The organism is Winogradskyella sp. 4-2091 (assembly GCF_045765065.1).
In the GTDB taxonomy this organism is placed as follows: domain Bacteria; phylum Bacteroidota; class Bacteroidia; order Flavobacteriales; family Flavobacteriaceae; genus Winogradskyella.
This window is the reverse complement of sequence record NZ_JBJKOD010000008.1, coordinates 76439-102405: the sequence shown is the minus strand read 5'-3', so window position 1 is coordinate 102405 and position 25967 is coordinate 76439. Positions and strand designations below refer to the sequence as shown.

Sequence of the window (25967 nt, the reverse complement as noted above, 5' to 3'; positions counted from 1 at the left end):
TTACTTCTTAGGGCGTTTTGCACCATACTTAGATCTACGTTGTGTTCTTCCTGATACACCTGCTGTATCTAAAGCACCACGAACAATGTGATATCTAACTCCTGGCAAATCTTTTACCCTTCCACCTCTAACCAATACTATCGAGTGCTCTTGTAAATTGTGACCTTCTCCACCGATGTATGCATTTACTTCGTTTCCGTTTGTTAAACGAACCCTTGCCACCTTACGCATTGCTGAGTTAGGTTTTTTAGGTGTCGTTGTATAAACACGAGTACATACACCACGTCTCTGAGGACACGAATCTAAAGCAGCCGATTTACTCTTCTTGGTTATTTTGGCTCTTCCTTTTCGTACTAATTGTGAAATTGTTGGCATATATTTCTATATAAAATTTTATTAACCCTCACTTTTGAGGGCTGCAAAGGTAGGAATTAATATCTATTTTTCAAACAGTTGCGAATTAATTTTTAAAAGAATTATAAACTTTACGTTTCTACGTATATTTTATATTCTATTTTTACGTTACTATGTGTGTTATTATATTTAGTATTGATGACCTTTTACAAACGATTTTTTTTAATAATTTTTCTCGTGATTTTTTCAAATCACTGTGCTGGTCAATCAATGAAATTGATAATTTTAGGAGAGAATAACGAAAAAACAAAGGTAATTGACTCTTTGGGTTACAGAAAAAACTTCAAAAATTACACTAATTTAAATCTTGAAGTAAAAAAAATTCAACACGATTTAACGCAACATGGATTTATTGATTCATCTATTGATGCTATAACAAAGAAGAATGACTCTGTTTATCAGGCCACATTATACTTGGGTAATAAGATTAAGAACATAAGAATACGTATTCACCCCAACCTAACAAAACAACTCCCTAATTTGAGCAACAGTAAAGAGCATGTTGATCTCAGCATACTTAATCTTCAAACTTACCTTAAGAACTTAAATTCTCTTATTGCGGAAGAAGGCGATCCTTTTGCAACAGTACAATTGATTAATATCACTAAATTTAATTTACAATTAATAACAGCTGACCTCAAGATTGTATCAAATAAAAAACGACGTATAGATAAAATTGTCATTAAAGGCTACGATAATTTCCCAAAGTCATATGTGAAACATTTTCTAAAATTAAAAACGGAAAAATTATTCAACCTCAATACCATTAAAAACAAAATTGAACTTTTAAACGACTTAAGATTCGCATCAAAAATTAAAGATCCTGAAGTCTTATTTACTAAAGATTCCACTACCTTATATATATATGTAGAAAAAACTAAAACAAATAACTTTGATGGATTTTTAGGATTTGGTACAAATGAAGACACCAACAGGTTAGAATTTGACGGCTATTTAGATCTTAGATTAGTAAATAATCTCAACTACGGCGAAACTTTAAACCTACTTTACAAAAGTGACGAAATAGATCAGCAGACATTTAAGGTAGATGCTGACCTTCCTTATATATTTTCTACGCCTATTGGTCTTCAGGTTGGGCTCAATATTTTCAGGAAGGATTCAACTTTTTTAAACGCCAATCAATACGCTAAAATAAATTACAAAATTAACAGTCAACACAGTATAGGTATAGGAATCACATCTACAAACTCCACCAATCTTCAAGATGATGACACTAATACACTCAATGACTACACCTCCAATTATTACACATTACAATACAACTATATAAAACCTCAAACGAGTGACCCTCTATTCCCAATTAAATTTTGGTTTAATTTTTCTTCTGGCTTTGGAGATAGAAAAACTGATTTAAATACTGAAAAACAAACTGCATTCAATTTAGAAACCTACAAGATTTTCAATCTTAACAGAACTAATAGCATTTATGCAAAAATTAGTGGCGCAACCTTAACCTCTAATAACTATCTTGATAACGAATTATTCCGTTTTGGTGGCATTAATTCAATTAGAGGTTTTGAAGAAAATAGTTTGGTTGCAAATTTATATGGTGTGCTGAGCACGGAATACAGGTACCGATTAAGCTCTAATATCTATGTTAATTCTGTGTTTGATGCCGCCTATTTTGAAAACAAGATTAGTAACACAAAAGAGAAACTGTTTGGGTTTGGACTCGGATTTGGATTGTTGACCAATACAGGATTATTTCGTTTTAATTATTCTAGCGGTAAAACAGAAAATAGAGCATTTAAATTATCGGACTCTAAAGTTCATGTGAGTTTAACTGCAACTTTTTAATTCTGTTTCAATACATTTGCACCTTATACCCATTTAATTTTAGGATATTTTATATACATGAAAGACGAAACCACAATTTTTGGTATTAGAGCGATTATTGAAGCCATAAAATCAGGAAAAACCATTGACAAAGTTTTTATGCAAAAGGGTTTGCAAGGAGAACTTTTTAAAGAGTTAGAAAATATAATACGTGCTGAGGGTATCAACTCATCTTATGTGCCTGTAGAAAAAATAAATCGTTTAACTCGCGGTAATCACCAAGGTGCTGTTGCTCAAATATCACCAATCGCATTTCATGATATTGACGAAATGGTGATGGAGGTTTTAGAATCTAATAAAACACCTTTGTTTTTATTATTAGATCAGCTTAGTGATGTTAGAAACTTTGGTGCCATTGTTAGAACTGCCGAATGCACAGGTGTAGACGGAATAATTATACAGAAAAAAGGGGGAGCTCCAATAAATGGAGACACCATAAAAACGAGTGCTGGCGCTATTTTTAAAATTCCTATTTGCAAAGTTGACCATATAAAAGATGCTGTATTTCACATGCAATCGTCTGGAATAAAAGTTATAGCTGCAACTGAGAAAGCAAAAAATTATTTGTATGATGTATCCTTCAAAGAACCATGCGCAATTATAATGGGATCTGAAGGCAGAGGAATAAATCCCTCTGTTTTAAAAGTGGTTAACGAGCAAGCTAAACTTCCTATTTTAGGTGATATTGAATCCCTAAATGTATCTGTAGCTTGCGGTGCTTTTTTATATGAAGCAGTTAGACAGAGACAATGAAAATCGCAATTAACATAAATTAACAGAGCGTTAAAAACGCTATAGAGAATCAATAAATTTAAATCATTTATTGATTTTTTTTTAGAATATTCCTAAAATAATCAACAAATAGCTATGAATAATGTTAAAAAAAGCAAAAAAAACTATTGTGTAAACAATATATTTTTCCCATTTTTGTTAAAATTTTAACAATTTATGAGATCACAACTAAAAACAATTTTAACGCTTTTCATGGCGTTTGTGGTGCAACTCACGTTTGCACAAGAAAAAACAGTTTCTGGTACTGTAACAGAAGATTCGGGAATGCCACTTTCTGGAGCTAGTGTTATAGTCAAAGGAACTTCAACCGGAGTCGTAACAGACTTTGATGGTAAGTATTCTATTGATGTAGATTCTGGTAGTACATTAATTTTTAGCTACATAGGTTTCGTTACCAAAGAAATGGTGGTAGGCGATTCTAATGTAATAGATGTACAACTTATTGAAGATGCTTCTGAACTTTCAGAAGTTGTAATTGTAGCGCAAGGAATTCAAGCTAAACCAAGAGAATTAGCTTACTCAGTTCAATCTGTTGGTTCAGATGCGATTAACAAATCAAAAGAAACAAATTTAGTTTCAGGGTTAAACGCAAAAGCAGCTGGTGTCCAGGTTACCACATCTTCTGGATCAGTGGGAGCATCTGCTAACATTAGAATTAGAGGTAATACTTCTATTACAAGATCTAATTCACCTCTATTTATTGTAGATGGAGTTCCAATTGACAACTCTTCATTTACAGAAGATGCTACTCAATCTAACAATAACTCTAGTACAGGTGGTTCAGATTTTTCTAATAGAGCCATAGACATCAACTCTGCTGATATAGAGTCAGTTAACATACTAAAAGGTGTTGCAGCTCAAACATTATACGGATTGCGTGCTGCAAATGGAGTCGTTATCATCACAACGAAAAAAGGAAAATCAGGAAAAACAAAAGTTACTTTATCCAATTCTATAGGGTTTTCACAATACAATCAAGGTCCAGATTTACAACGTAAATATGCGCAAGGTGGTGTTGTTGGTGGTGTTCAGATCTGGAGAGGTCCTGAAACCTTTGAAGGAGATTCTTGGGGACCAAATATTTCTACTTTAGAATATGATGGTGATTCAGCTTACCCATTTGATAGAGGTGGAAGATTAGTAGCTGCTGGTTCAGGAAACGGAATCGCTGCAAGATCTTATGATCATTACGATTTTTTCAAAACTGGAGAAATATATGACACAAATCTTTCTGCTAGTGGTGGAAATGAAAAAGTGAGATATCGTGCTTCTATTGGAAAATTAACTCAAAAAGGTATTTCACCAAATGAAGATTTCAACAGAAAAACATTTAGAGTTGACGTAGATGCGCAAATGTCTGAAAAATTAAAGCTTGAAGCTTCTGCTCAATATACTAATTCAGGTGGAAACAGAGTACAAAGAGGATCTAACATCTCAGGTATTATGTTAGGTTTATTAAGAACTGCACCAACTTTTGATAATGGAAATGGTCTTACTGGCCAAGAAGCAGCTGATAGCGCTTCTTCTTACTTTTATGATATTGAAGGATCAGAATTACCTGGTCACAGAAGTTATAGAGATGGAATCTATAACAACCCTTATTTTACAGTCGCTAGAAACATTAACCAAGATGACGTTAACCGTATCATTGGAAGAATGGGTCTATCGTATGACTTAAATGATTGGATTAACATTAAAGGTGCTGCATCTGTTGACCGTTATACCGATGTTAGAAAAATTGGTTTTGATGTTTTAGATGCAAGTTACGGTAATGGTAGAATGATTAACGATAACATTTCTAACCAAGATGTAAACTGGAACATGCTTGTAAGTGGTAGAAAGGACTTAAGTGATAAGATGAATTTAACATTTAACCTTGGGTATGACGGTTACTATACTAAATCTAATCGTAGAAGTGTAATTGGTGATGGAATGACTATTCCTGGTTATTTTAACTTAATTAATGTTGAAACAACACAGGCACAAGAAAGCACATCTGCCAAAAAATTAATTGGTACTTTCGCTACTACTACAATTGGTTACGATGACATTTTATTCATTACACCATCGTTTAGAAATGACTGGTCTTCAACTTTACCTGAAGGTAATAACACTTTCCAATCTTATTCTATTGGTGCTAGTTTTATCTTTAATGAATTACTTTTTGAAAATAGTGATGCTGTGGATTACAGTAAATTAAGGTTATCGTACGGTAAAACTGGTAACGATGCACCAATTTACGCTACAACAACAAACTTTTCTGGGTATTCTGCTTCAGGAGATGGATTCATTCAAAGTGTAGCGTTTCCAGCATATGATCAAGTTTCGTTTGAAAGATCTTCAAGAGCTGGTAATCCTGATTTAACACCAGAAATTACTACTGAATTTGAAATTGGATTAGAATTTAAAATGTTTTCAAACCGTTTAAATTTTGATATAGCATACTATAATAAAGAAACTAAAGATCAAATCATACCTGTTGATGTTGCTCCTTCTTCTGGATTTATTGATCGTTTTGACAATGTTGGATTAATATCGAATACGGGTGTTGAAATTTCTTTAGGAGGTACACCAGTACAAACAGATGATTTTTCTTGGGACATAAGCATGAACTGGACAACATATGAAAACGTAGTTGAAGAACTTACTGAAGGTGTAGAATTTATTACATTAAATGGATTTACAAGTACATCTTCTGTTGCAATTGTTGGTGAATCTTATGGTTCTATTTACGGTTCTAGATTTTTAAGAAACGATTCTGGTGAAGTATTGATTGACGATAATGGTTACCCATTACAAGATCCTACAGATGGTGTTGTTGGTGATCCTATCCCAGACTGGGTAGCTGGTATTAGTAATACTTTCACTTATAAAGACTTAAGCTTATCAGTACTTTTTGATATTAGACAAGGTGGTGATGTTTGGTGTGGTACATGTGGTATACTAGATTACTTTGGTACATCTGCTGCTACTTTAGTAAGAGAGGAATCATTAGTATTTAATGGTGTTGTACAGTCAACTGGACAACAAAATGCGCAATCAGTTCCTTATTATGATAACACGGTAAGTGAAAATAATAATGTTTGGAGACGTTACGGATTTGGTGGTTTATCAGAATCTAATGTATACGATGCTTCTTGGGTACGTTTAAGAGAAATCACTTTAGCTTACCAAGTGCCTAGTAAATATTTAGAAGGTATGTTTATTGATGGAATTAGTATTGCAGCCTATGGTAGAAACTTATGGTTAAATACTGATTATCCAGGAATTGATCCAGAAACAAATTTAACTGGAGATAGTAATGGTCTAGGTTTGGATTATTTTAACCAACCTAATACTAAGAGTTATGGATTTGATATAAAATTTAATTTTTAATAAAGATGAAAAAGATAAAAATAATATTAATTGGGATTCTTTCTATGGGATTAATCTCATGTGAAATAACAGACACAAATGTGGATCCTGATAATCCGTCTGCAGACGTAGTAAATGCAGGTGCGATTTATCCAGGAATGATAACTCAAACTCACAGAAACATTGTTGCTTTAAACGGTAGAATTGCAGGAATTGTAATGCAACAGTTTGATGGTTTAGATGCACAGCAGATTGCATACGGACAATATAACATTGGAGAAAGTGATATTGACAACAGTTGGGGCTTTGGTCTCTATGGTGGAGGTTCAATGACAGATTGTTTTGTAATTACTCAAAATAATACTGGTGAAGTAAGTGCTTTAGCAAAGTTATATATGGCAGCGAATTTAGGAATGACAACAAGTACTTGGGGAGATATCCCTTACAGTGATGCATTTTTAGGTGATGAAGGAAATGTTACGCCATCATATGACTCCCAAAGCAGTATATATGCTGATATTCAAACATTATTAACTGAATCGATTAATGAAGGTGTTGCTAGTGGTGTTGGTGAATTTTTCGGAGCTGGTGGAAGCGCAGATTGGGAAGGAACTGCTCACGCCTTAAAAGCTAGATATTATTTGCATTTAACTTCAGTTGATCCAACTGCTGCTCAAAATGCTTTAAGTGAAGCACAAATGGCATTTACTAGTACAGCAGATCAACCTGATTTTGTTTACAGTTTACCTGCTCAAAATGCTAACCCACTATATTTATTTGATAACGACAGACCTAGTACAATGGGATTCGGTGCAACTTTAAATACAATGATGACAAGTGATCCTAGATTAGCTTTATATACTACAGACGGAGAAACTTTTGCATCAGATGATTTATTCTGGGGAAAGGCAACATCGCCAACGCCTTTAATTTCTTATTGGGAAGTTAAGTTCATTGAAGCTGAAGCTATTGTAAGAACTAGTGGTGCAGATCTTGATGCCTTAACAGCATTGCAAGAAGCTGTTAGATCTAACATGTTATATGTAGGTGTATCTACAACTGATGCAGATCTTTATGTAAATACATTAACTTTAACTGGTACTTCTGAAGATAAAATTGAAACTATCATAACTGAAAAGTATAAGTCTTTATACGGAAATGGACCATTAGAAGCATGGGCTGATTATAGAAGAACAGGTTATCCTGATTTAACTCCTAATCCAGATGCTGTTCCTAGTTTTAATCCATCAGGAGTAATTCCAAGAAGATTCTTATATCCTATTACGGAAAGAACAACTAATAGTGCAAACTATGATGCTGCAATTTCATCTCAAGGCGGTCATTTGCTAGATGATGATATGTGGGTTTTTCCATCTAACTAAACTAAGTAGTATCTATTATTTAGAGGTTAGTCTAAAAAAAGGAGGTTATCGTAAGATAATCTCCTTTTGTTTTTTTTATATCTTAGGTTAAACTTTTTTAATCCTTCCGTCATTCATTATCATCCTTTTTAAAAATATATCTAATTTTTAATTCTTTCGTGCCCTCAGAATTATCTTCAATTTCAAGATCATTTTCAATTTCCGGCTTCAATTCAATAAAATTACCATTCTCATCAAAGTGTTTCATAAATGGATCATCATCTTCATTATAATGAGGTTCTTCCCATTTGTAACGTTCTGGCTTTGCTATTTGTTTTCTAAAAATTAAGGCAAATAATAAACCCGTTATTAACCCAGACAAATGGCCTTCCCAAGACATGCCTGCTTTTATCGGGAACACATACCAAATCATACTTCCGTATAAAAATATAACCAATAAGGATAATGCAATTAATCTGTAATGCTTGGCAAAAATGCCTTTAAAAAATATAAAACTAACCAAAACATAAACTAAACCACTTGCTCCGATATGGTTACCGTGATTAGCAATTAACCAAGTTAATGCTCCTGATAAGAGAATGCCGAAGCCAATGACTTTCCATGCTATTTTATTATAAAAATAAAATAACGACAAACTAAGTACAAAAAGTGGCACTGAGTTATTATAAATATGGTTAATATCACCATGCAAAAATGGGCTTGTTACTATACCAAATAAACCTTCAAGCTCTTGTGGTCTAATACCAAAATTATTTATGCTTCCATCAATTCTAACCTGATACCAAAATACTAGCCAAACAGCAAATAGTATTATCAACGGGTAAACAATGATGCTATTAGAATATTTAAAGTGTTGGTTGTTGCTCATGTTAAATTTCTATTTCAATTTTATATCCAAAATGGAAATGTCTGCAAAATTGGCAGAGCAAAAAGATAAAACCATTTGCTTATAATGTGGAATTAACGAATTAATTGAATTCATAACAAAAGCATTTTGTAATTTTGAAACCATGAATACACCTTTAGCAGAACGTCTTAGACCAAACACATTAGATGACTACCTAAGTCAACAGCATTTAGTTGGCAAAGATGGTATGTTATACCAGCAAATTAAAAGTGGCGTTATTCCATCTATGATATTTTGGGGACCTCCTGGAATTGGAAAAACTACATTGGCTAATATAATTGCCAATGAATCTGAACGTCCATTTTTTAAACTAAGCGCCATTAATTCTGGAGTAAAAGATATTCGGGAGGTTATTGACAAAGCGAAGAAAAGCGGTGGCTTGTTCACAGCTAAAAATCCTATTTTATTTATTGATGAAATTCATAGGTTTAGTAAATCTCAACAAGATTCACTTTTAGAGGCTGTAGAAAAAGGATGGGTTACACTTATTGGCGCAACTACTGAAAACCCAAGTTTTGAGGTTATCTCTGCACTTCTATCAAGATGTCAAGTTTATACGTTGAATGCTTTTAGCAAAGCAGATTTAGAAGCTCTTTTACAACGTGCTTTAAAGCAAGACACAAAACTTTCTAAATTAAACATTGAATTAAAAGAAACAGAAGCCTTATTGAGGATCTCTGGTGGTGATGCCCGAAAGTTATTGAACATTTTTGAGTTATTAATTGCTTCATTTGAAGACAATAATATTATTATCACTAATGAACTAGTGACCAAACAAGTGCAGAACAAAGCTGCACGATATGACAAAACTGGTGAACAACATTACGACATTATTTCTGCATTTATTAAATCTATTCGTGGTAGTGATCCTAATGCTGCAGTTTATTATTTAGCAAGAATGATTGAAGGCGGAGAAGATGTTAAGTTTATAGCGCGACGATTGCTAATTCTCGCTAGTGAAGATATTGGTAACGCCAACCCAACTGCGCTAGTAATTGCTAATAATACATTTCAAGCTGTTTCTGTAATAGGTCATCCTGAATCTCGTATTATATTAAGTCAGTGTGCAACATATTTAGCGAGTTCTGCTAAAAGTAATGCTGCTTATGAAGCCATTAATAGAGCTCAACAATTAGTGAAAGAAACTGGCGATTTATCGGTGCCGTTAGCCATGAGAAATGCGCCAACAAAACTAATGAAAGAATTGGGATATGGCGATGATTACAAGTACTCTCACAGTTACGAGAACAATTTTGCTGCTCAAGAATTTTTACCTAGTGAAATTGCAAACACCCAATTGTATAGTCCAGGAAATAATGCACGTGAGCAAGCACAGCGAAATTATTTAAAACAACTGTGGAAAGAAAAATATGGTTACTAAGTTTTAGAATTTAATATTGATAGACTCTTGCTCTTTTAGCTCACCATTATTTTCAGAATAGTACCAAAATCCATCTTGCTTAAATACAATTGCACTTTTTCCTTTTACTAGATAGACATTCTCTGCAGCTGTATTAAATAGAATCATCACTACTCTGGGCTCAGAGTTTACCAATTGAAACCCATTAGAAATCTCCTGTGCATAGTATTTTTCATTTTTAAAAGTAGTTGATATATTTGAAACCACTGCCTTCTCTTCCTTTTTATTTTCAGGTTTGAAGGTGCCTTCTAAAGTAGGTTCTTTTTTTTCTAATTCAAGATCTTTCGTCTTAGCAACCACTACTTTAGTTTCTGTCATCACAACTTCCGCTTCTTTATCTTTCTCATCTCCTGAATACTTATATTCTATATTTTGAAATGTTTCAAAAGCATCTCTTAATGCCTCAACGTAGGCTTTATCATATGTTTTTAAGCGCGATTCACCAACTTTTGAAGTCATTACCACAGCATCATAACAATCCTTGAGTGTCATTTCTAACTTTGTTTTAAACATTCCACTCTTAGTATTAGACAATTCTACTTTTAGTCCATTACATAATTCACTTTTTAAATTCTCCGGAATTTCATCAGTAAAATAAACTTGATATCCATGCTTATTAAATAAAAATTTAGTCAATGAATTTAATTGATACTGATCATCTGACTTTGAAAATTCATATTTTTTTGGAACAATGATATACTTGTAATTATTGATGTCTTTTTGAGCTATTCCATATACACTGATGAGAATAAACGATAGCGTAAAAATTAGTTTCTTGAACATAGTATGTCTTTTATAAATGATTTATTAATGCTTTTAATTCTGTAACGCTTTTAAAGTTCCCTGAGTTACTAAGGTTTTTATAATCAAAATGTATGGTATCCATTCCTATATTATGTGCACCTTCAATATCGGCTTCCAGACTATCACCAATCATTATACTTTCTGATGGTTTCGCTTGAGCTAACTCTAATGCAAAATTAAAAATTTTTGGATTAGGTTTTTTTACACCTACCATTTCAGAATCAGTAATGGTTTTAAAGTATTGTTTTATATTTGAGGTTGCCATTTTCTTTTCTTGAGCTTCATGGAATCCATTGGTAATAATATGGAGTACATACTTTTCCTTTAAATAATTTAGAGTCTCAAAAGTGCCTTCAAATAGATGATTAAACGAAGACAAGTGATCAATATAGGCATCAGACAAGAGATTGATTAAATCATCTTCAACAGACATATTAACACCATCAAAAGCTTCTTTCAACCTTCCATATCGCAATGCTGACTTGGTTACTTTTTCTTCTCGATAAAGTTTCCAAAATTTCAAATTTATAGGTTCATAGACTGATAAAAAATCTTTGGTATCAATTTCAATTTTATTCAGTTTAAAAATTTTATCAAAAGTTAAACCAGAATTTTTATCAAAATCCCAAAGTGTATGATCTAAATCAAAAAAGACATGTTTTATTCTATTTTTCATTCGGCTGAATCTAATACTAAATTGAATAATGACCTAAAACCTTTCCAACGTTCTAAATCGCTAAAAGCATAGTTGTGAAATATGGGAACAAAAGTACCATTTACTGCTTTTATTTCGTTTATAATTTTTTGTAAATGTTCCGTTTTATCTAATTTTGAATTGTACTTCAATAAGCTAAAATCTAAACATTGGTAAGGGTTAATTCTCAATGGTGTTTGCACTTCGTAATCTAAATCGTAAAATTGAAAAGGTGTACATGTACCTGCCCTAAAACCCAAAGTGTTAATATAGCCCATGGTAAAATCTTCGTTAATTTCTAACTCTACCAAGTTACGGTACGATGTAGGTAAATTTAATTTAGAAAACGAGTGACGTACGGCCTTCAAACCGTTATGGGTTATGGCTTCCATTTTAAGTTTTTCTTTTTTCATAACTTCTACATCATCAAGAGCAAAATAAGATGCCTTTATCCCAACATCACAGTAATCTGCAACCGATTTTATTAATGAAACAAATTGCTTTTTGTTAGTATTTATATTTTTGTCATATGTAGAATATTCGCCTATTAAAAATAGAACAATGAATTTAAATTTATATTGCTTTTGTTTTCTAATGATCCACTTAAAGGTATCGTAAGGATCGCGTTTAAAACCCATTAAAACGGAATATCTAAGATACAATTGTTTTAATTTAAAACGTCTTAAATCGTTTAAAGTACCTCCAATGGTACGCAACAATCCTTTGTTTTTAAAATAATATGCCACTGGCACATCAATTACTGGTTTTACTTGGTATGTACGATTTGGAAACTTATAATCTGGAAATCGTTCCTTCAAAACATCCTTTAATTTATATGCCCAAATATCAATGACCGGTTGATGCAGAAAATTAGATTTATAAGCTACACTTTCCGTAGCTAAAAACCGACCGTAATCATCTTTTACATGTGGTAAATATTCTTCGTATCTACTTAATAAATAAAACGAAGCCGCAAAAATATCAAATGGTAAATCACTACGCTCTCCAGTGGCAAAAAAACCTTTTGTATTGCCCCATTGTTGTGAGTTAACTTCAATATCAGACAAGCCAGTCTCAAACAATAATTCATTGCTCCTAATAAACAACTCATTACTTAGTGGTTGTTTTGCATAAGACATTTTAAGACTGTCATGTGCTATAAAATCTTCTACTTTAGATGTAAACCGCACTTCAATTCCTAAGATACGTTTACAAATATGCTTAAACGTATAGGTAACTCTCGGTGTAATTTTATGTGTATAAACTAATAGCATATGGCTTTGCGAATTCCAAAAAGATAAAAATAACAAATTCCAAAGTTGAAATAACTAATTTGGTTGGTTATGTTTTCGTTTAATAAAAACAGACGTTCTAAAGAATACTTTCATCTGCAAAACTATAGTAGGCGCTCTCAGTAATAATTAAATGATCTAATACAGAAATATCTAAACTTTGTGATGCCAATTTTAGTTTGCTGGTAATATCCTTATCTGCTTTACTTGGTATCAGCGTCCCAGAGGGATGGTTATGTGCAAGGATTAGTGCCACTGCTCCTACTTCGAGTGCATTTTTAAGTACTAACCTTACATCTACTAAAGTACCTGTAATACCTCCTTTACTTAGTTGATTTTTTTTAATGACTTTATTAGAGTTATTGAGATATAGAATCCAGAATTCTTCATGTGGTAATTCGCCAATAATGGGTTGCATAACATTAAATACCGAACGGCTTGAGGTAATTTTATCTAATTGAAGTGCCTCTTCTAACCGTCTTCGCTTTCCTAATTCTAAAGCTGCAGCAATAGTTATGGCTTTAGCTTCGCCAATACCCTTAAACTCCATTAACTGAGCGAGTGATAATTTCCCTAAAGCATTTAGATTATTATCTACGCTAGCAAATATCCGTTTACAAAGAGCCACAGCACTTTCATCTCTATTACCAGACCCAATTAAAATAGCAATCAACTCTGCATCACTTAGAGTTGCTTTTCCTTTGTCTCTTAGCTTTTCCCTTGGCTGATCATCTAGCGACCAATTTTTAATTGAAAATGAATTTGGATTCCCTGCCATGCTTTAAAGATAAAAAATTGTAAATTTCAAGTATCATTATTTTCAATAATATTACAAACATTATAATGACATAAATCAATATCTTGAAACAATATCAGGATAATAGCAAATGAACTATCCACCAAAACACCATCAAGACGACAACCGTGATCATTTAATAGAGGTTATAAAAAACTATCCTTTAGCCACTGTTATTTCAGTTAAGGAAAACCAACCGTTTATAACACATTTACCTTTAATTTATGATAATGAAACACTCATTGGCCATATAGATATTTATAATCCTCATGCACAATTATTGAGAGATAATAAAGACGTTACTATTATTTTTGGAGGTCCAGAATGTTATATCTCTCCTAGTATTTTTTCTACTACTCAATTACCGACATGGAACTATATTAAAGTACATATAAAAGGAAAAGTTGAAGCTATAGAAGACAAAATGGCTTTAAAAAAATCGTTAATCACAATGACAGAATTTTTAGAAGCGCCCGAACACAACTATGTTTTAGAATCTGAAAATCCTAGATTAGACAAAAATTTAAAATACATAGAAATGTTTAAAATTTCCATTACCGATTGGGAAGGAAAATTCAAACTTTCTCAAGATAAAAAACCAAAAGACAAAGAAACGGCCAAAGCAGAATTAATTAAAGCAAACCAAGAGAGTATTAAACAATTTCTAGATCGTGTTTTTAAATGAAGATCATTCTAATAATACATTTAGTTGCTACGGTATTCATGACTGGGTTATGCTGGTTTGTACAAATTGTACACTACCCACTTTTTAGAGCTATTGAAAGAAACGAATTCCCTAGTTATGAACGTAAAAATGTTATTACAGGCTTTATTACAGTTCCTGTTATGGTTATTGAGTTAATTACAGGTCTCATTCTATTATATCATTTTCGAGATAGCTTACACTTATTAAATATGGTATTATTAACCTTTATTTGGTTAAGCACTTTCATTTTTCAAGTTCCTATCCATTTAAAATTAATGCAAGAAGGTTCCCCTGAATTAATCACGAAAGTGATTAGAACAAATTGGATAAGAACATTAAATTGGACAGCAAGAACACTTTTGCTTGGGTATCTAATTTGGACATTAATCGTTTTTTGACAGGCCAATAAAAAATCTTATCTTAAAAGAAAAAAAAATAACATTATGAAAGACTTAAAAAAAGAAGATATAAAGCAAGAAGTTTTTGATCTATACGATGATTACGCACACAATAAATTGAACAGAAGGCAATTTGTAGAAAAGCTATCGTTATACGCTGTCGGTGGAGTTACGCTTTCTTCGCTAATGAATTTTATGTCTCCAGACTATATAAATACGCTATTAGTAAAACCAGATGATCCTACCTTAGAATCTGATTTTATTAACTACGATTCTCCTAAAGGAGGAGGAACTATTAAAGGACTACTATCTCAACCAAAGGATAACAAAACAAAATTACCAGGTGTTATTGTTGTACATGAAAACAGAGGTTTAAACCCATATATTGAAGATGTTGGCAGACGTACCGCAAAAGAAGGTTTTATTTCATTAGCACCAGATGCCTTATCTCCACTTGGTGGATATCCTGGAAATGATGATGATGGTAGAGCGATGCAAAAAAAGAGAAACCAGCAAGAAATGCTTGAAGATTTTATCGCAGCATATAACTACTTAAAAAACCACGAAAACTGTGATGGTAACGTTGGTGTAGTTGGGTTTTGTTTTGGTGGTTGGATTTCTAATATGATGGCTGTCCGTATACCAGATTTAGCAGCGGCAGTCCCTTATTATGGTAGACAGCCCGAAGCAGAGGACGCTGCAAAAGTCACAGCTCCACTTTTACTTCAATATGGCGAATTAGACACTAGAGTAAATGCTGGTTGGCCAGCTTACGAAGCCATTTTAAAAGAAAACAAAATTGAACACACAGCTTATATTTACCCTAATGTTAATCATGGCTTTCATAATAACACAACACCAAGGTATGATAAGGAAGCGGCAACATTATCTTGGCAAAGAACCATTGCATTTTTTAAAAAACATTTAAAATAAACATGAAGTTCCATGCATTGATTACCAGTTTTATTTTAGCATTTTGCTGTATAATTTCTGCGCAAGAAAAAGAATATAAACCAGTAAAATTCCCTAAAGGTTACACCTCTCAACTTGATGTAGTTTACAAAACCGTTAATGAATGGGAAGGTCGCATAGACTTGTACACTGAGCAAAATGCAAAAGAGCCAACACCAATTTTACTAAATATTCATGGTGGTGGTTGGAATCATGGCGAAAAAGAATCTCAATCTGGTTTTGGTTCCTTTTTTAAAAATGGATATGCCGTCGCTAATGCAGAATATCGATTAGTAGATGTTGCTCCTGCACCTGCAGCGATTGAGGACGTGAGATGTGCATTAATCTATATCTACAATAATGCGAAAGAATTAAATATAGACACTAATAAAATAGTCATAATGGGTGGATCTGCTGGAGGACACTTGGCACTTATGGCAGGACTACTTGGCAACAATTCAATCTACGATGAAGATTGCACATACAAAGGCGAAATAAAGATAGCAGCTATTATAAACAAATATGGTGTTACCGATTTAGTACCACTTGCAAAATGGAAGTCTGCCAAACGATGGTTGGGAAAGAACTATCTCGATGCAGAGTTCACACAATCCGTGTCTCCATTGTATTATGTTACCGAAGACAGTCCTCCAATATTTATTGTGCATGGCGATGCAGATCCCATTGTTCCTTATTCACAATCCGTGAAACTTTATGAAGCTTTAGTTAACAACAACGTCGTTACAGAATTTTTATCCATTCCGAATGGTAAACATGGTAAATTTAAAAACGAAGATAAAAAACTATTTAGAACAAAAATGTGGCAATTTCTTAAAGAACTCAACTTATCCAATTTCTAAGTCAAACCCATATTTATTGAACCACATAAGACACCAAACGTCTTTTTATTTTTGGTATTTCTTCACTCATCAGAGAAGATGTATCATAAATTAAACCGATACCATCGACATAAAAAAAGTGATCTAAAGCATTAGCTTGTTCGCCATTTGATTGTATGGCATAGCGTTGAGAATATGTACTTTCAAACGTACCTGCTTCTACTGTAATTTCGTTATCTACAGCAACTAATTGATCGTAAATTGTCGCAAAACCGAGTTCTGCGCTTGTTCTGGCAGAGAAATCATTATTGGCATATTTAACTTTTCCGGTTTCCCAAATCAGATAACCTACAGAATCTCTTAATAATTCAAAATGTTCACCATTAGGATTACAAAATGCTACGCCGTTTTCATTGCCTGTAGTTAATTGTCTAAATTTATAATACGTATTTCCGTTAACTAACTCTGTACCTACTATACTCACAGAATCTATGACGTTTATCTCATCATATTCTTGGGTGCTATTATTATACTTGTAGTTTTTATAGACCCATTGATTACCAACGGTAAGTGCGTAAAAATTAGAATCAGGATTTTGGAAATTCTCATCAGTATCAGTAGCACAAGACGATACTAAAAAGGCGAAAACAAAGGCATAAACAATTCGTTTCATAACTTTAGTGATTGATTATTGGTTGAAACGTAGAACTGCTTTATGCGCGATTGGTTAAGGATTGTTACTTTTACCAACGTAAAAAAATTAAATTTATTATTACGGCATCAAGATTTGACTTTCTGAAATAATTCAACGACATTCGTTTCTTAACTTCCATAAAAATCAGCACCTAAAATGTCAATTACACTTTTATCATCGCCATTACAAGGGTTTACTGATTTTAGATTTAGAAATGCATTTAACCATTATTTTGGTGGTATTGACACTTTCTATGCACCATACATACGATTCAATAAAAAGCTAATAATAAAAAACTCTTATCAACGCGATTTAAAACTAGAGCACAATACCGAACTTGAGGTTATTCCTCAAATTATGACGAACAGTGCAGATGAGTTTCTGTTTGTCGTAGACTATATTCAAGAATTGGGTTATAAAGAATTGAATTGGAATTTAGGTTGTCCTTACCCAATGGTCACTAACCGAGGAATGGGTTCCGGTTTAATTTGTGATCCCGAAAAAATCAATCACATTCTAGATCGTGTACATTCTGAAACTGATATTTTAGTATCTATGAAAATGCGCATGGGTTATGAAAATCCTGAAGAAATCTTACACGCCTTTCCTATTCTAGATGCTTATCCCTTAAAAAACATTGCCATACATGCTCGTATTGGTAAACAACTATACAAAGGCGGTGTTAATTTAGAGGCATTTCAAAAATGTATAGAGAGCACCAAACACAAATTGTATTATAATGGCGATATTACTTCTGTGGCTAAACTTAAAGCGATGCAAACTAGATTTCCTAGTATAGATCATTTTATGATTGGTAGAGGACTCATAGCAGATCCGTTTTTACCAAGTATGATTAAAAATGATACCACAGAATACCCTAAAAACCGATGGGAAATCTTTAAAGAATTTCATGACACCATTTACCATCAATACGATGAAGCCTTATCAGGACCAACACCAATAAAAATGAAAATGCAAGGCTTCTGGGAATACTTTGCGCAGTCGTTTTCTAATCCACAAAAGACGTTTAAGAAAATTAAAAAAGCGAATAATCCAAGAGCTTACCAACAAGCTGTTGCTGAGATTTTAAAGAATGGATAAGCGTATAGTCTTTAAAAATTTAGCTATATTTCTTCCGTATATTAATTATAAAACGGTCGCATTCGAATTCAAATAATAAAAAAATGGAATTTGATAAAAACATCTTATCCTTTTTAAAGCCTAAATTAATAGAGGAATTAAAAAATAAATCTTTACTAAAAGAATTTTCAAAAGGCACTGAAATTTTAAGAGAAGCACAATATGTAAAAGTTATTCCTATTGTGCTCAATGGTCTTGTTAAAGTATACTCTAGATTTGACGAAAAAGAGTTACTACTCTACTACATAGAACCTGCTCAAAGTTGTGTAATGACCTTCTATGCCGCTTTAAAAAATACGCCAAGCAAAGTATTTGCTACAACTGAAGAAGATTCAAAAATATTACTTGTTCCTGTTGACCACCTACCTTTATGGCTAAAAAAGTACCCAGATTTTAATGAGCTCTTTTTCAATCAATTTAATTTAAGATATTCTGAATTATTAGATACCATTGGTCATTTATTACTAGACAAAATGGACAAAAGACTTTATGACCACATTAAAAAGAAAACGGAATTAACGAATAGTAATTCTATAAAAATGAGTCATAGTCAAATTGCAAATGAGTTAGGCACAGCTAGGGAAGTTATAACAAGAGTTTTAAAAAAGCTTGAAACGGAAGAAAAAGTGGTTCAAAATTCAGGAGAAATAAAAATTATAAACGCGTGGTGACTACAGTCACTGCACAGCTTAAAAATACCCATTATTTTTGTCTCGCAATGATGCAACAAATTTTAAAATTTACATAAGATGAAAAAAAACATGGGTAACACAGATAAAACAATTAGAATAATAGTTGCTATAGTTATTGGTGTATTATTCTTTACTAATATCATTTCGGGTACTTTAGGGATTGTTCTTCTCACTGCAGCAGTCATTTTTGTTATAACGAGCTTAGTAAATTTCTGTCCATTATACACCATATTTGGTGTACGCACGTGTCCTATTGACAAAAAAGACTAAAAACATTACTATAACTTTAATTAGTTAGCATAAAACGGAATTAAGACATCGAGAATCAGTATTAACTTTTACAGTTCTCTATGCTATTATTTCAATATACTGAACATTTTTAGGTCTATATTTGTAGTATCAGATTTATATTCAAATATTGAAAGACCTTTTACTCATAACACCCCCATTTACACAACTCAACACGCCATATCCTGGCACAGCGTATCTAAAAGGGTTTTTAAACACAAAAGGAATTGAGTCTTTTCAAATGGATTTGGGTATAGAGGTTATTTTAGAATTATTTTCTAAATCTACGTTTCAGGACTTATTTAATCTTGCTCTTGAGAATGACCGTATTCAATCTGAAAACTGTCAACGTATTTATGCACTGAAGGAACTTTATTTAAAGTCTTTAGATGACATTATTTTATTTCTTCAAGGGAAAAACCAAACCTTTGCTAGGCAAATTTGTAGTGATGGATTTTTACCACAAGCCTCTCGTTTTGAACAATTAGACGACATGGATTTTGCTTTTGGCTCTATGGGAATGCAAGATAAAGCCAAGCATTTAGCTACCTTGTATATTGAAGATTTGTCCGATTTTATTGTAGAATGTATTGATCCAGATTTTGGTTTTAGTCGTTACGCAGAACGTTTAGGCCAAAGCGCCAATTCTTTCAATGCGCTTTATACGCACTTGCAAGATGATGCCACATATATTGATCAAGTTACTTTAAAAATTTTAAATGATCAGATTAAAGAAACTCAACCAAAACTAATCTGTTTTTCGGTGCCTTTTCCTGGTAATTTATATAGTGCTTTTCGTTGCGCACAGTTCATAAAAACAAATTATCCTGACATTAAAATTGCAATGGGTGGTGGTTTCCCTAATACCGAATTACGTTCTGTCAATGATGTTAGAGTTTTTGAGTTTTTTGATTTTATTACCTTAGATGATGGCGAATTACCAATTGAATTTCTTTATAAAAATGTTTGTCAGTCAGAGTCAAAGCTAAGCATCTCAGTACAAGAATTTAAACGCACCTATTTACTATTAGATGGCGTTGTTACTTACAAAAATAACAGCACAGCACCAGATTATAAACAAGCCGAAGTTGGTACACCAGATTATTCAGATTTGTTGTTAGACCAATATATTTCTGTCATAGAAATTGCCAACCCAATGCACAGCTTATGGAGTGATGGCAGATGGAACAAACTTACCATGGCTCATGGTTGTTATTGGGGAAAATGTACGTTTTGCGATATTTCTTTAGATTATATTAAAATTTACGAACCCGTTGCTGCTAGTCTTTTAGTTGACCGAATGGAAACGCTAATTGCACAAACAGGAGAAACCGGATTTCATTTTGTAGATGAAGCTGCTCCTCCTTCTTTAATGAAAGCTTTAGCGCTCGAAATTACAAAACGAGACCTGAGCGTTACCTGGTGGACAAATATTAGGTTTGAAAAAAACTTTACACAAGACCTCTGTCTTTTACTAAAAGCCTCTGGCTGCATTGCTGTTTCTGGTGGTTTAGAAGTAGCTTCTGATCGCTTATTAAAATTAATAGACAAAGGTGTAACTGTTGCACAAGTAGCTCAAGTTACGCGCAATTTTACGGAAGCCAATATTATGGTACATTCGTATTTAATGTATGGGTATCCCACACAAACTATGCAAGAAACAGTAGATAGTTTAGAAATGGTTCGCCAACTTTTTGAAATCGGAATTTTGCAATCTGGTTTTTGGCACCAATTTGCCTTAACAGCGCATAGTCCTATAGGTTTGCATCCTGAAGATTATGGGATTACTCCAAATTATAAAACCATAAGTTTTGCTAACAATGATGTGGACTTTTCAGATTCTACAGGTATAGATCATTCGCAATTTAGTTATGGTTTAAAGAAATCACTGTTTAATTTCATGCATGGTATTGGCTTTGATTTACCATTACATGATTGGTTTGATTTCACAGTACCTGAAACTACAATTTCTCCAGATTTCATCTATAACTGTTTAGCAGAAGAAGTAGAACCTATTATTAAGCCAAGTGCTAAAGTCACGTGGTTAGGTGGTTTACCTTTAATTTCTGAATTTTCTAAATCAAAAAAAGGAAAAATCATAAACTATTTAGAAGTTACGTTTCATGATGCTATAGAAAGCTATCAAATTACTCTCGAAAAACAAAAAGGACTTTGGCTTTTAGATACTTTAGCAGGCCTTACACCGCAACAGCAACCTCAAACATTTAAACAGTTAAAAACCAATTTTGAAAACCAATTTGAAAATTTTGAATTGTTTTGGTATTCTAAACCTATGGATATACTGCGTGGTTTTGGACTTTTGGTATTATAAATATTAATCTTAGTCTAAACAAACACCATGTAAGGCTTTCATCAAAAACCCAACTAACGTATCTTTGCATCCCATTAATTAGTGGAAATTATGAAAGCACCAAAGCTATTAGATTACATAAAAGCCGTATTAAAAAATATGCCAAACGATTGGTTAAATTTAACTACGCATCGTTTAGATATTTACAATGAAAGTTTAGCTAAAACTCAATTTTTAGATGAGTTTGAAGCATTATACACTAACAATAATTCTGAAAAATCAGCACTCTACGATTTACCAACAGCATACGATTATATTAGATTAGGTCATCCATTATCTTCTGTATTAGAATGGACAATCGCAAAACAATATAGCTTAGAATCAGAAAGTGTTATTAGTTTTTCATCACAAACAGTTCCTGTTTTATCTGTATTAAGAGCTAATCTATTCACGAATAAAAACACTCAAATTATTTATACCAATGCATTGCCAACATCTTTTAATGCAGACCTCATAAAACGTATTTACGGTTATAATTTTGAACTTGTAAAAGTGGAACGATTAGAAGATGTTTCAGACTACGATGGAAGCACTATTTTTATTTCGGAACACAACGAAATTGATGCCTTTAAACTTAATCCTAATGTCGATTTCTATGTAAATCTTTATCAAGAATTAGGTAGCATTTTAATTGTTAATGGAGAGAAAAACAATAATTACATTTCAGATATTCAGCATGTAAGACGTCGAGAAACCATTGCTATGACGCCTTCTGATTCTCTGTTGGCTTTAAAAGCGCTTACTGAGCAAACGTCTTTCAAAGTAAAACAAACTAATCCTGCAGACAAGGCAAGTGTTTTAAGCGAGATCAACACCATTACAAATTCGGCAACACAAGCTGTTGTTGGTTCTAGTGGTTTATCTATTCAGTATGCTATAATGATGGGTTTAATTCATACGGCATTAGAGAATCACAAAGGCAAAGCGATTAAATTTATTGTACCAACTAATTGTTATGGTGGTACTAATGACCAAGCCAGACGAGTTGCAGCATGTTTAGACCATGTAGATGTTGTAGATTTAGAAGTTGATGGCGATAATGATATGGTTAAAAGTATTGATGCCGTTTTAGCTAAAGTAGCAGCAGAAGACGCTATTCCATACATCATTGCAGAAATCCCAACCAATCCACGTGTTGAAGTTCCGGATTTGGAAGCTCTTAAAAACGTGCTAAGTAAAGTACGTAAAACAGCAAATGGAGAAACAGCCATAGATCCCGTTTTTATATTAGACCAAACATTTTGTCCTAATTTTCACTTTTTAGGTGAAAACGATACGCTTTCTGTGGTAAGAACAATTTCTTATGTGAGTGGTTCTAAATTTCCGAGTGGTGGAAAATGTACGGCTGGTTATTGTGTTGCTAACAAAAAAGCCGAAGACCTAATGGCCAACATAGGTTTACATTTAGACCTTTGCGATAATGAAGCCACTGCACTACAGTATGAGTTATTAGCAAAGCAAATGCCATCGATGAATCAAAGAATTGCAGATGCTTACACCAATACAAGAGCATTTGTTAATTTTATACATGCCAACTTACCAGATGCCAAAATCAATTTTGTATCAGAAGAATTAGCTTCACAAGGATTTACGCCATCTGTGTTTTCACTAGACTTGCCAACTAAAGGCGATACTCCAGAAGAAAAGGAAACATACAAAAGAGCACTGAATCATAAATTAATTGATTTAATGATTACTAAAATTCCTGACGAGAGTAAATATTGTGTGAGTTACGGCCAACTAAAAGGTGTGTATTGGACGATACCTGCAACCTCAACACAAGGCACAACTAAAGAAGGAGACAAAGATTATATTGCCAGAGTAGCACTTTCTCCTGATATGGATTTAGAACTTCATAAAAGTGTGTTTTTAGAATTTGTACAAGGGATTTAAATTTATAATATATTAAACCTGAAACTAACGCATGTTTATCATTAATATAACTTACAAAACCGAATTGACCGTAATTGATCAATTTATAGATGCACATATAAAGTTTTTGAACAAACATTACGAATTAGGACACTTTATAGCTTCTGGTCGCAAAGAACCGAGAACAGGAGGTATTATATTATCTCCTATGACAAGTACATCTAAATTGGAGAACATAATCTCAGAAGATCCATTTAAAATTAATGAATTAGCAGATTATGAACTCATAGAATTTATACCAAGTAAAACATCGGAAACACTTAATTTTTTGAAGCAAGATTGTTAACCTTATTTAAAGCTTAATACAGAATGGAAATTTTAGAATGGATACAAGATTGGTTTCAATCTAATTGTGATGGAGACTGGGAGCATGGAGATGCAATTCAGATTATCACCTTAGACAATCCAGGTTGGGATGTTGAAATAGATATCTCAAAAACTTCAATTGCAAATCTTGAAATAAAATGGGTTCTTAATGAAAATGGTAAACAAGATTGGTATGGTGTTAAAATTCAGAACCAACGTTTTAGAGCTGCAGGTGATGCGAGTAAATTAATTTATCTACTCAATTTATTTAGAGAAATGATTGAGAAGATTGAGAATGAGTAATACTCATGAATAGCACTTAACACACTCTTTTCTAGATAAAAACACATTTTACTGATTGATTATTTAAAAAAATTACTATTCTTATAGATAATATTTATTTACAGTAAAATCGAAATGAAAGGCAAAAACTTTATTCTAACTATAGCAATAGATAATTATTCAGACTCCAAGTTTAACAACTTAAATAATGCAAAATTAGATACAGATAATATTCAAAATATATTATTAGATAACTATGGGTTCGACTTAATCGAGGATTCAATAAGTGACGAATGTGCGACAAGAGAACGAATTATAAATACGTTGGCTTCATTATCTAATTCTCTATTGCCGAACGATAATATAATCATCTACTTTGCTGGTCATGGTATAATTAATAAGAAAAGTCGGTTAGGCTATTGGGTTCCATATGATGCAAAATACAGCTCTATCGCAACCTGCATTAACAATTCAACTGTAATTGATTCAATCAAGGCAATTGACTGTAAACATCTGTTATTAATATCTGATTCGTGTTTTTCAGGATCTTTCATAACGAGTCATCGATCGGTTGAATTTCCAATGTCTTTTAAAAAGCTGAATGAAAAATCGTCAAGATGGATTTTAACATCAGGAAGAGTTGAAAGTGTGTCTGATGGAGAACCTTTAAAAGGAAGCCCTTTCGCTATTTCATTTTATGAATATCTTAATAACAATAGAGAACCTTTTTTTTCTTTATTAGATATAGCAAATTATATAACAAAAGAAACAAGTTCAAGAACCAATCAACAACCAGTTTGTTCTCCTCTATCATTCTATAATCATGAAGGTGGACAGTTAGTTTTTAAATATGACCCTAATAAAGGAAAAAGTAGAATAGGATGGGAAGCAAAATTTGAGGAATTCTGTAATTCTAAGGAAACAATCAAGGAATGGCCACATATTTCGCAATATAATCCAAAAACAAAATCATTAGGTAGGTGGTGCTCTGACCAACGCAATTTTAAAAGAACAAAAAAACTTAGTGTTGAACGTGAAAAAAGACTCATTGATGCAGGATTTGTTTTTAACCCGTACATTAAAAAATTCTACTCTGGTTTTGGAAAATTTATGGCATTCATGCATGAAACTGGATATAATTATGTCCCATCACACTTAAGAAAACAATATAACGTCGAGTTAGCATGGTTGAGATTACAACGAAATAGTTTCAGAAAAAATCCTGAGAATTACCCTAAATACAGATATGATTTATTAGTTAAAAATGGAATTGCTCTACATACCAATTCAAATGATGATATCTGGGATGAATTTTGCATTGAGTTGATAAAATTTTATTCAAAAAACGAAAAGTTTATCACAATCCCATCACAAGTATCAAAAGACGAGAAAATTAGTTGGTTAGGAAATAAACTAAATGACTACATGTATTACTGGAAAAAAGATAAACTAACTGATGAAAAAGTAGCCATTCTTTCAATGTACGTTGATAAGGATTACCAAAAAAATACGCACAAAAGAAATTTCTATAAAAAAGTTATGGAATTCAAAGAGTTCCAAAATGGAAATAAAAATAGAATACCTAAACAACGCGGAAATAATAGAGCTTTAGGAGTTTGGCTGGCTCAAATAAAATGCGCGCTTAATGAAGGAACC

General features: G+C 32.7%; 24 protein-coding genes. 17 read left to right on the top strand and 7 right to left on the bottom strand.

From position 1 onward, the window contains the following. Window positions 1-375, bottom strand: coding sequence for a 30S ribosomal protein S12 (gene rpsL, locus ACJBCC_RS11880; RefSeq protein ID WP_019386263.1), 375 nt, complete (start codon window positions 373-375; stop codon window positions 1-3). A gap of 249 nt (window positions 376-624) precedes the next feature. On the opposite strand from rpsL, the gene ACJBCC_RS11875 reads away from it, so the two are divergent. The 4 genes from ACJBCC_RS11875 (at window position 625) to ACJBCC_RS11860 (ending at window position 7799) form a co-directional block, all read left to right on the top strand. Further along, window positions 625-2232 (top strand): hypothetical protein, encoded by a 1608-nt coding sequence (locus ACJBCC_RS11875; RefSeq protein WP_299102667.1) that lies wholly within the window; start codon window positions 625-627, stop codon window positions 2230-2232. A 57-nt stretch (window positions 2233-2289) separates the two neighbouring features. Next, a complete protein-coding gene (gene rlmB, locus ACJBCC_RS11870) occupies window positions 2290-3024 on the top strand; it encodes a 23S rRNA (guanosine(2251)-2'-O)-methyltransferase RlmB (RefSeq protein ID WP_407557300.1) in 735 nt (244 codons plus the stop codon). 195 nt (window positions 3025-3219) lie between these two features. Further along, entirely contained in the window at window positions 3220-6438 is a 3219-nt protein-coding gene (locus tag ACJBCC_RS11865; protein ID WP_407557299.1) for a SusC/RagA family TonB-linked outer membrane protein, read from the top strand. Window positions 6439-6443: 5 nt separating this feature from the next. After that, window positions 6444-7799 carry a SusD/RagB family nutrient-binding outer membrane lipoprotein gene (locus tag ACJBCC_RS11860; RefSeq protein WP_407557298.1) on the top strand — a complete coding sequence of 452 codons (1356 nt, stop codon included), beginning with the start codon at window positions 6444-6446 and terminating at the stop codon, window positions 7797-7799. Between the two features lie 109 nt (window positions 7800-7908). Here the strand turns inward: ACJBCC_RS11860 and ACJBCC_RS11855 are convergent, their stop codons facing one another. Next, a complete protein-coding gene (locus ACJBCC_RS11855) occupies window positions 7909-8667 on the bottom strand; it encodes a rhomboid family intramembrane serine protease (RefSeq protein ID WP_407557297.1) in 759 nt (252 codons plus the stop codon). Between the two features lie 142 nt (window positions 8668-8809). Between ACJBCC_RS11855 and ACJBCC_RS11850 the strand changes: the two genes are divergently transcribed. Then, window positions 8810-10087: a replication-associated recombination protein A gene (locus ACJBCC_RS11850; RefSeq protein WP_299102675.1), complete on the top strand. Its 1278-nt coding sequence runs from the start codon at window positions 8810-8812 to the stop codon at window positions 10085-10087. Between the two features lie 3 nt (window positions 10088-10090). Here ACJBCC_RS11850 and ACJBCC_RS11845 read toward each other — a convergent pair whose 3' ends face one another. The 4 genes from ACJBCC_RS11845 to radC all read right to left on the bottom strand — a co-directional run bounded on the left by ACJBCC_RS11845 (window position 10091) and on the right by radC (window position 13694). After that, window positions 10091-10909: a hypothetical protein gene (locus ACJBCC_RS11845; protein ID WP_407557296.1), complete on the bottom strand. Its 819-nt coding sequence runs from the start codon at window positions 10907-10909 to the stop codon at window positions 10091-10093. Between the two features lie 10 nt (window positions 10910-10919). Next, a complete protein-coding gene (locus ACJBCC_RS11840) occupies window positions 10920-11606 on the bottom strand; it encodes a YjjG family noncanonical pyrimidine nucleotidase (RefSeq protein WP_299102679.1) in 687 nt (228 codons plus the stop codon). Then, window positions 11603-12898 carry a polysaccharide deacetylase family protein gene (locus ACJBCC_RS11835; RefSeq protein WP_407557295.1) on the bottom strand — a complete coding sequence of 432 codons (1296 nt, stop codon included), beginning with the start codon at window positions 12896-12898 and terminating at the stop codon, window positions 11603-11605. Before ACJBCC_RS11835 ends, ACJBCC_RS11840 begins: the two co-directional genes overlap by 4 nt. 97 nt (window positions 12899-12995) lie before the next feature. Further along, complete coding sequence (gene radC, locus ACJBCC_RS11830) at window positions 12996-13694, bottom strand: DNA repair protein RadC (protein WP_299102682.1); 699 nt, start codon at window positions 13692-13694, stop codon at window positions 12996-12998. A gap of 109 nt (window positions 13695-13803) precedes the next feature. Between radC and ACJBCC_RS11825 the strand changes: the two genes are divergently transcribed. Genes ACJBCC_RS11825 through ACJBCC_RS11810 form a run of 4 tightly spaced genes read left to right on the top strand, consistent with a single transcriptional unit; the run spans window position 13804 to window position 16627 of the window. Beyond that, on the top strand, window positions 13804-14397 hold the full coding sequence (locus tag ACJBCC_RS11825) for an FMN-binding negative transcriptional regulator (protein ID WP_407557294.1): 594 nt from the start codon (window positions 13804-13806) through the stop codon (window positions 14395-14397). Then, window positions 14394-14816 carry a hypothetical protein gene (locus tag ACJBCC_RS11820; RefSeq protein ID WP_407557293.1) on the top strand — a complete coding sequence of 141 codons (423 nt, stop codon included), beginning with the start codon at window positions 14394-14396 and terminating at the stop codon, window positions 14814-14816. The genes ACJBCC_RS11825 and ACJBCC_RS11820 overlap by 4 nt, the downstream gene beginning before the upstream one ends. 45 nt (window positions 14817-14861) lie before the next feature. Then, entirely contained in the window at window positions 14862-15749 is an 888-nt protein-coding gene (locus ACJBCC_RS11815) for a dienelactone hydrolase family protein (RefSeq protein ID WP_407557292.1), read from the top strand. Between the two features lie 2 nt (window positions 15750-15751). Next, a complete protein-coding gene (locus tag ACJBCC_RS11810; RefSeq protein ID WP_407557291.1) occupies window positions 15752-16627 on the top strand; it encodes an alpha/beta hydrolase fold domain-containing protein in 876 nt (291 codons plus the stop codon). A gap of 13 nt (window positions 16628-16640) precedes the next feature. On the opposite strand, the gene ACJBCC_RS11805 is transcribed toward ACJBCC_RS11810, so the two are convergent. After that, window positions 16641-17279: a hypothetical protein gene (locus tag ACJBCC_RS11805; protein WP_407557290.1), complete on the bottom strand. Its 639-nt coding sequence runs from the start codon at window positions 17277-17279 to the stop codon at window positions 16641-16643. 177 nt (window positions 17280-17456) lie between these two features. On the opposite strand from ACJBCC_RS11805, the gene ACJBCC_RS11800 reads away from it, so the two are divergent. The 8 genes from ACJBCC_RS11800 to ACJBCC_RS11765 all read left to right on the top strand — a co-directional run. Then, the gene (locus ACJBCC_RS11800; protein WP_407557289.1) at window positions 17457-18401 is read left to right on the top strand and encodes a tRNA dihydrouridine synthase; all 945 of its coding nucleotides are present in this window, start codon (window positions 17457-17459) and stop codon (window positions 18399-18401) included. Between the two features lie 83 nt (window positions 18402-18484). After that, window positions 18485-19111: a Crp/Fnr family transcriptional regulator gene (locus tag ACJBCC_RS11795; RefSeq protein WP_407557288.1), complete on the top strand. Its 627-nt coding sequence runs from the start codon at window positions 18485-18487 to the stop codon at window positions 19109-19111. Between the two features lie 78 nt (window positions 19112-19189). Further along, entirely contained in the window at window positions 19190-19402 is a 213-nt protein-coding gene (locus ACJBCC_RS11790) for a DUF2892 domain-containing protein (protein WP_407557287.1), read from the top strand. 148 nt (window positions 19403-19550) lie between these two features. Continuing rightward, a complete protein-coding gene (locus ACJBCC_RS11785) occupies window positions 19551-21752 on the top strand; it encodes a B12-binding domain-containing radical SAM protein (RefSeq protein ID WP_407557286.1) in 2202 nt (733 codons plus the stop codon). A gap of 90 nt (window positions 21753-21842) precedes the next feature. Next, window positions 21843-23684 carry a PLP-dependent transferase gene (locus ACJBCC_RS11780; protein ID WP_407557285.1) on the top strand — a complete coding sequence of 614 codons (1842 nt, stop codon included), beginning with the start codon at window positions 21843-21845 and terminating at the stop codon, window positions 23682-23684. 31 nt (window positions 23685-23715) lie between these two features. After that, entirely contained in the window at window positions 23716-24009 is a 294-nt protein-coding gene (locus ACJBCC_RS11775) for a YciI family protein (RefSeq protein ID WP_407557284.1), read from the top strand. Between the two features lie 23 nt (window positions 24010-24032). Further along, window positions 24033-24332 (top strand): immunity 53 family protein, encoded by a 300-nt coding sequence (locus ACJBCC_RS11770; RefSeq protein ID WP_407557283.1) that lies wholly within the window; start codon window positions 24033-24035, stop codon window positions 24330-24332. Window positions 24333-24446: 114 nt separating this feature from the next. Next, on the top strand, window positions 24447-25967 hold a 1521-nt coding region (locus tag ACJBCC_RS11765; RefSeq protein ID WP_407557282.1), incomplete at its 3' end, for a caspase family protein.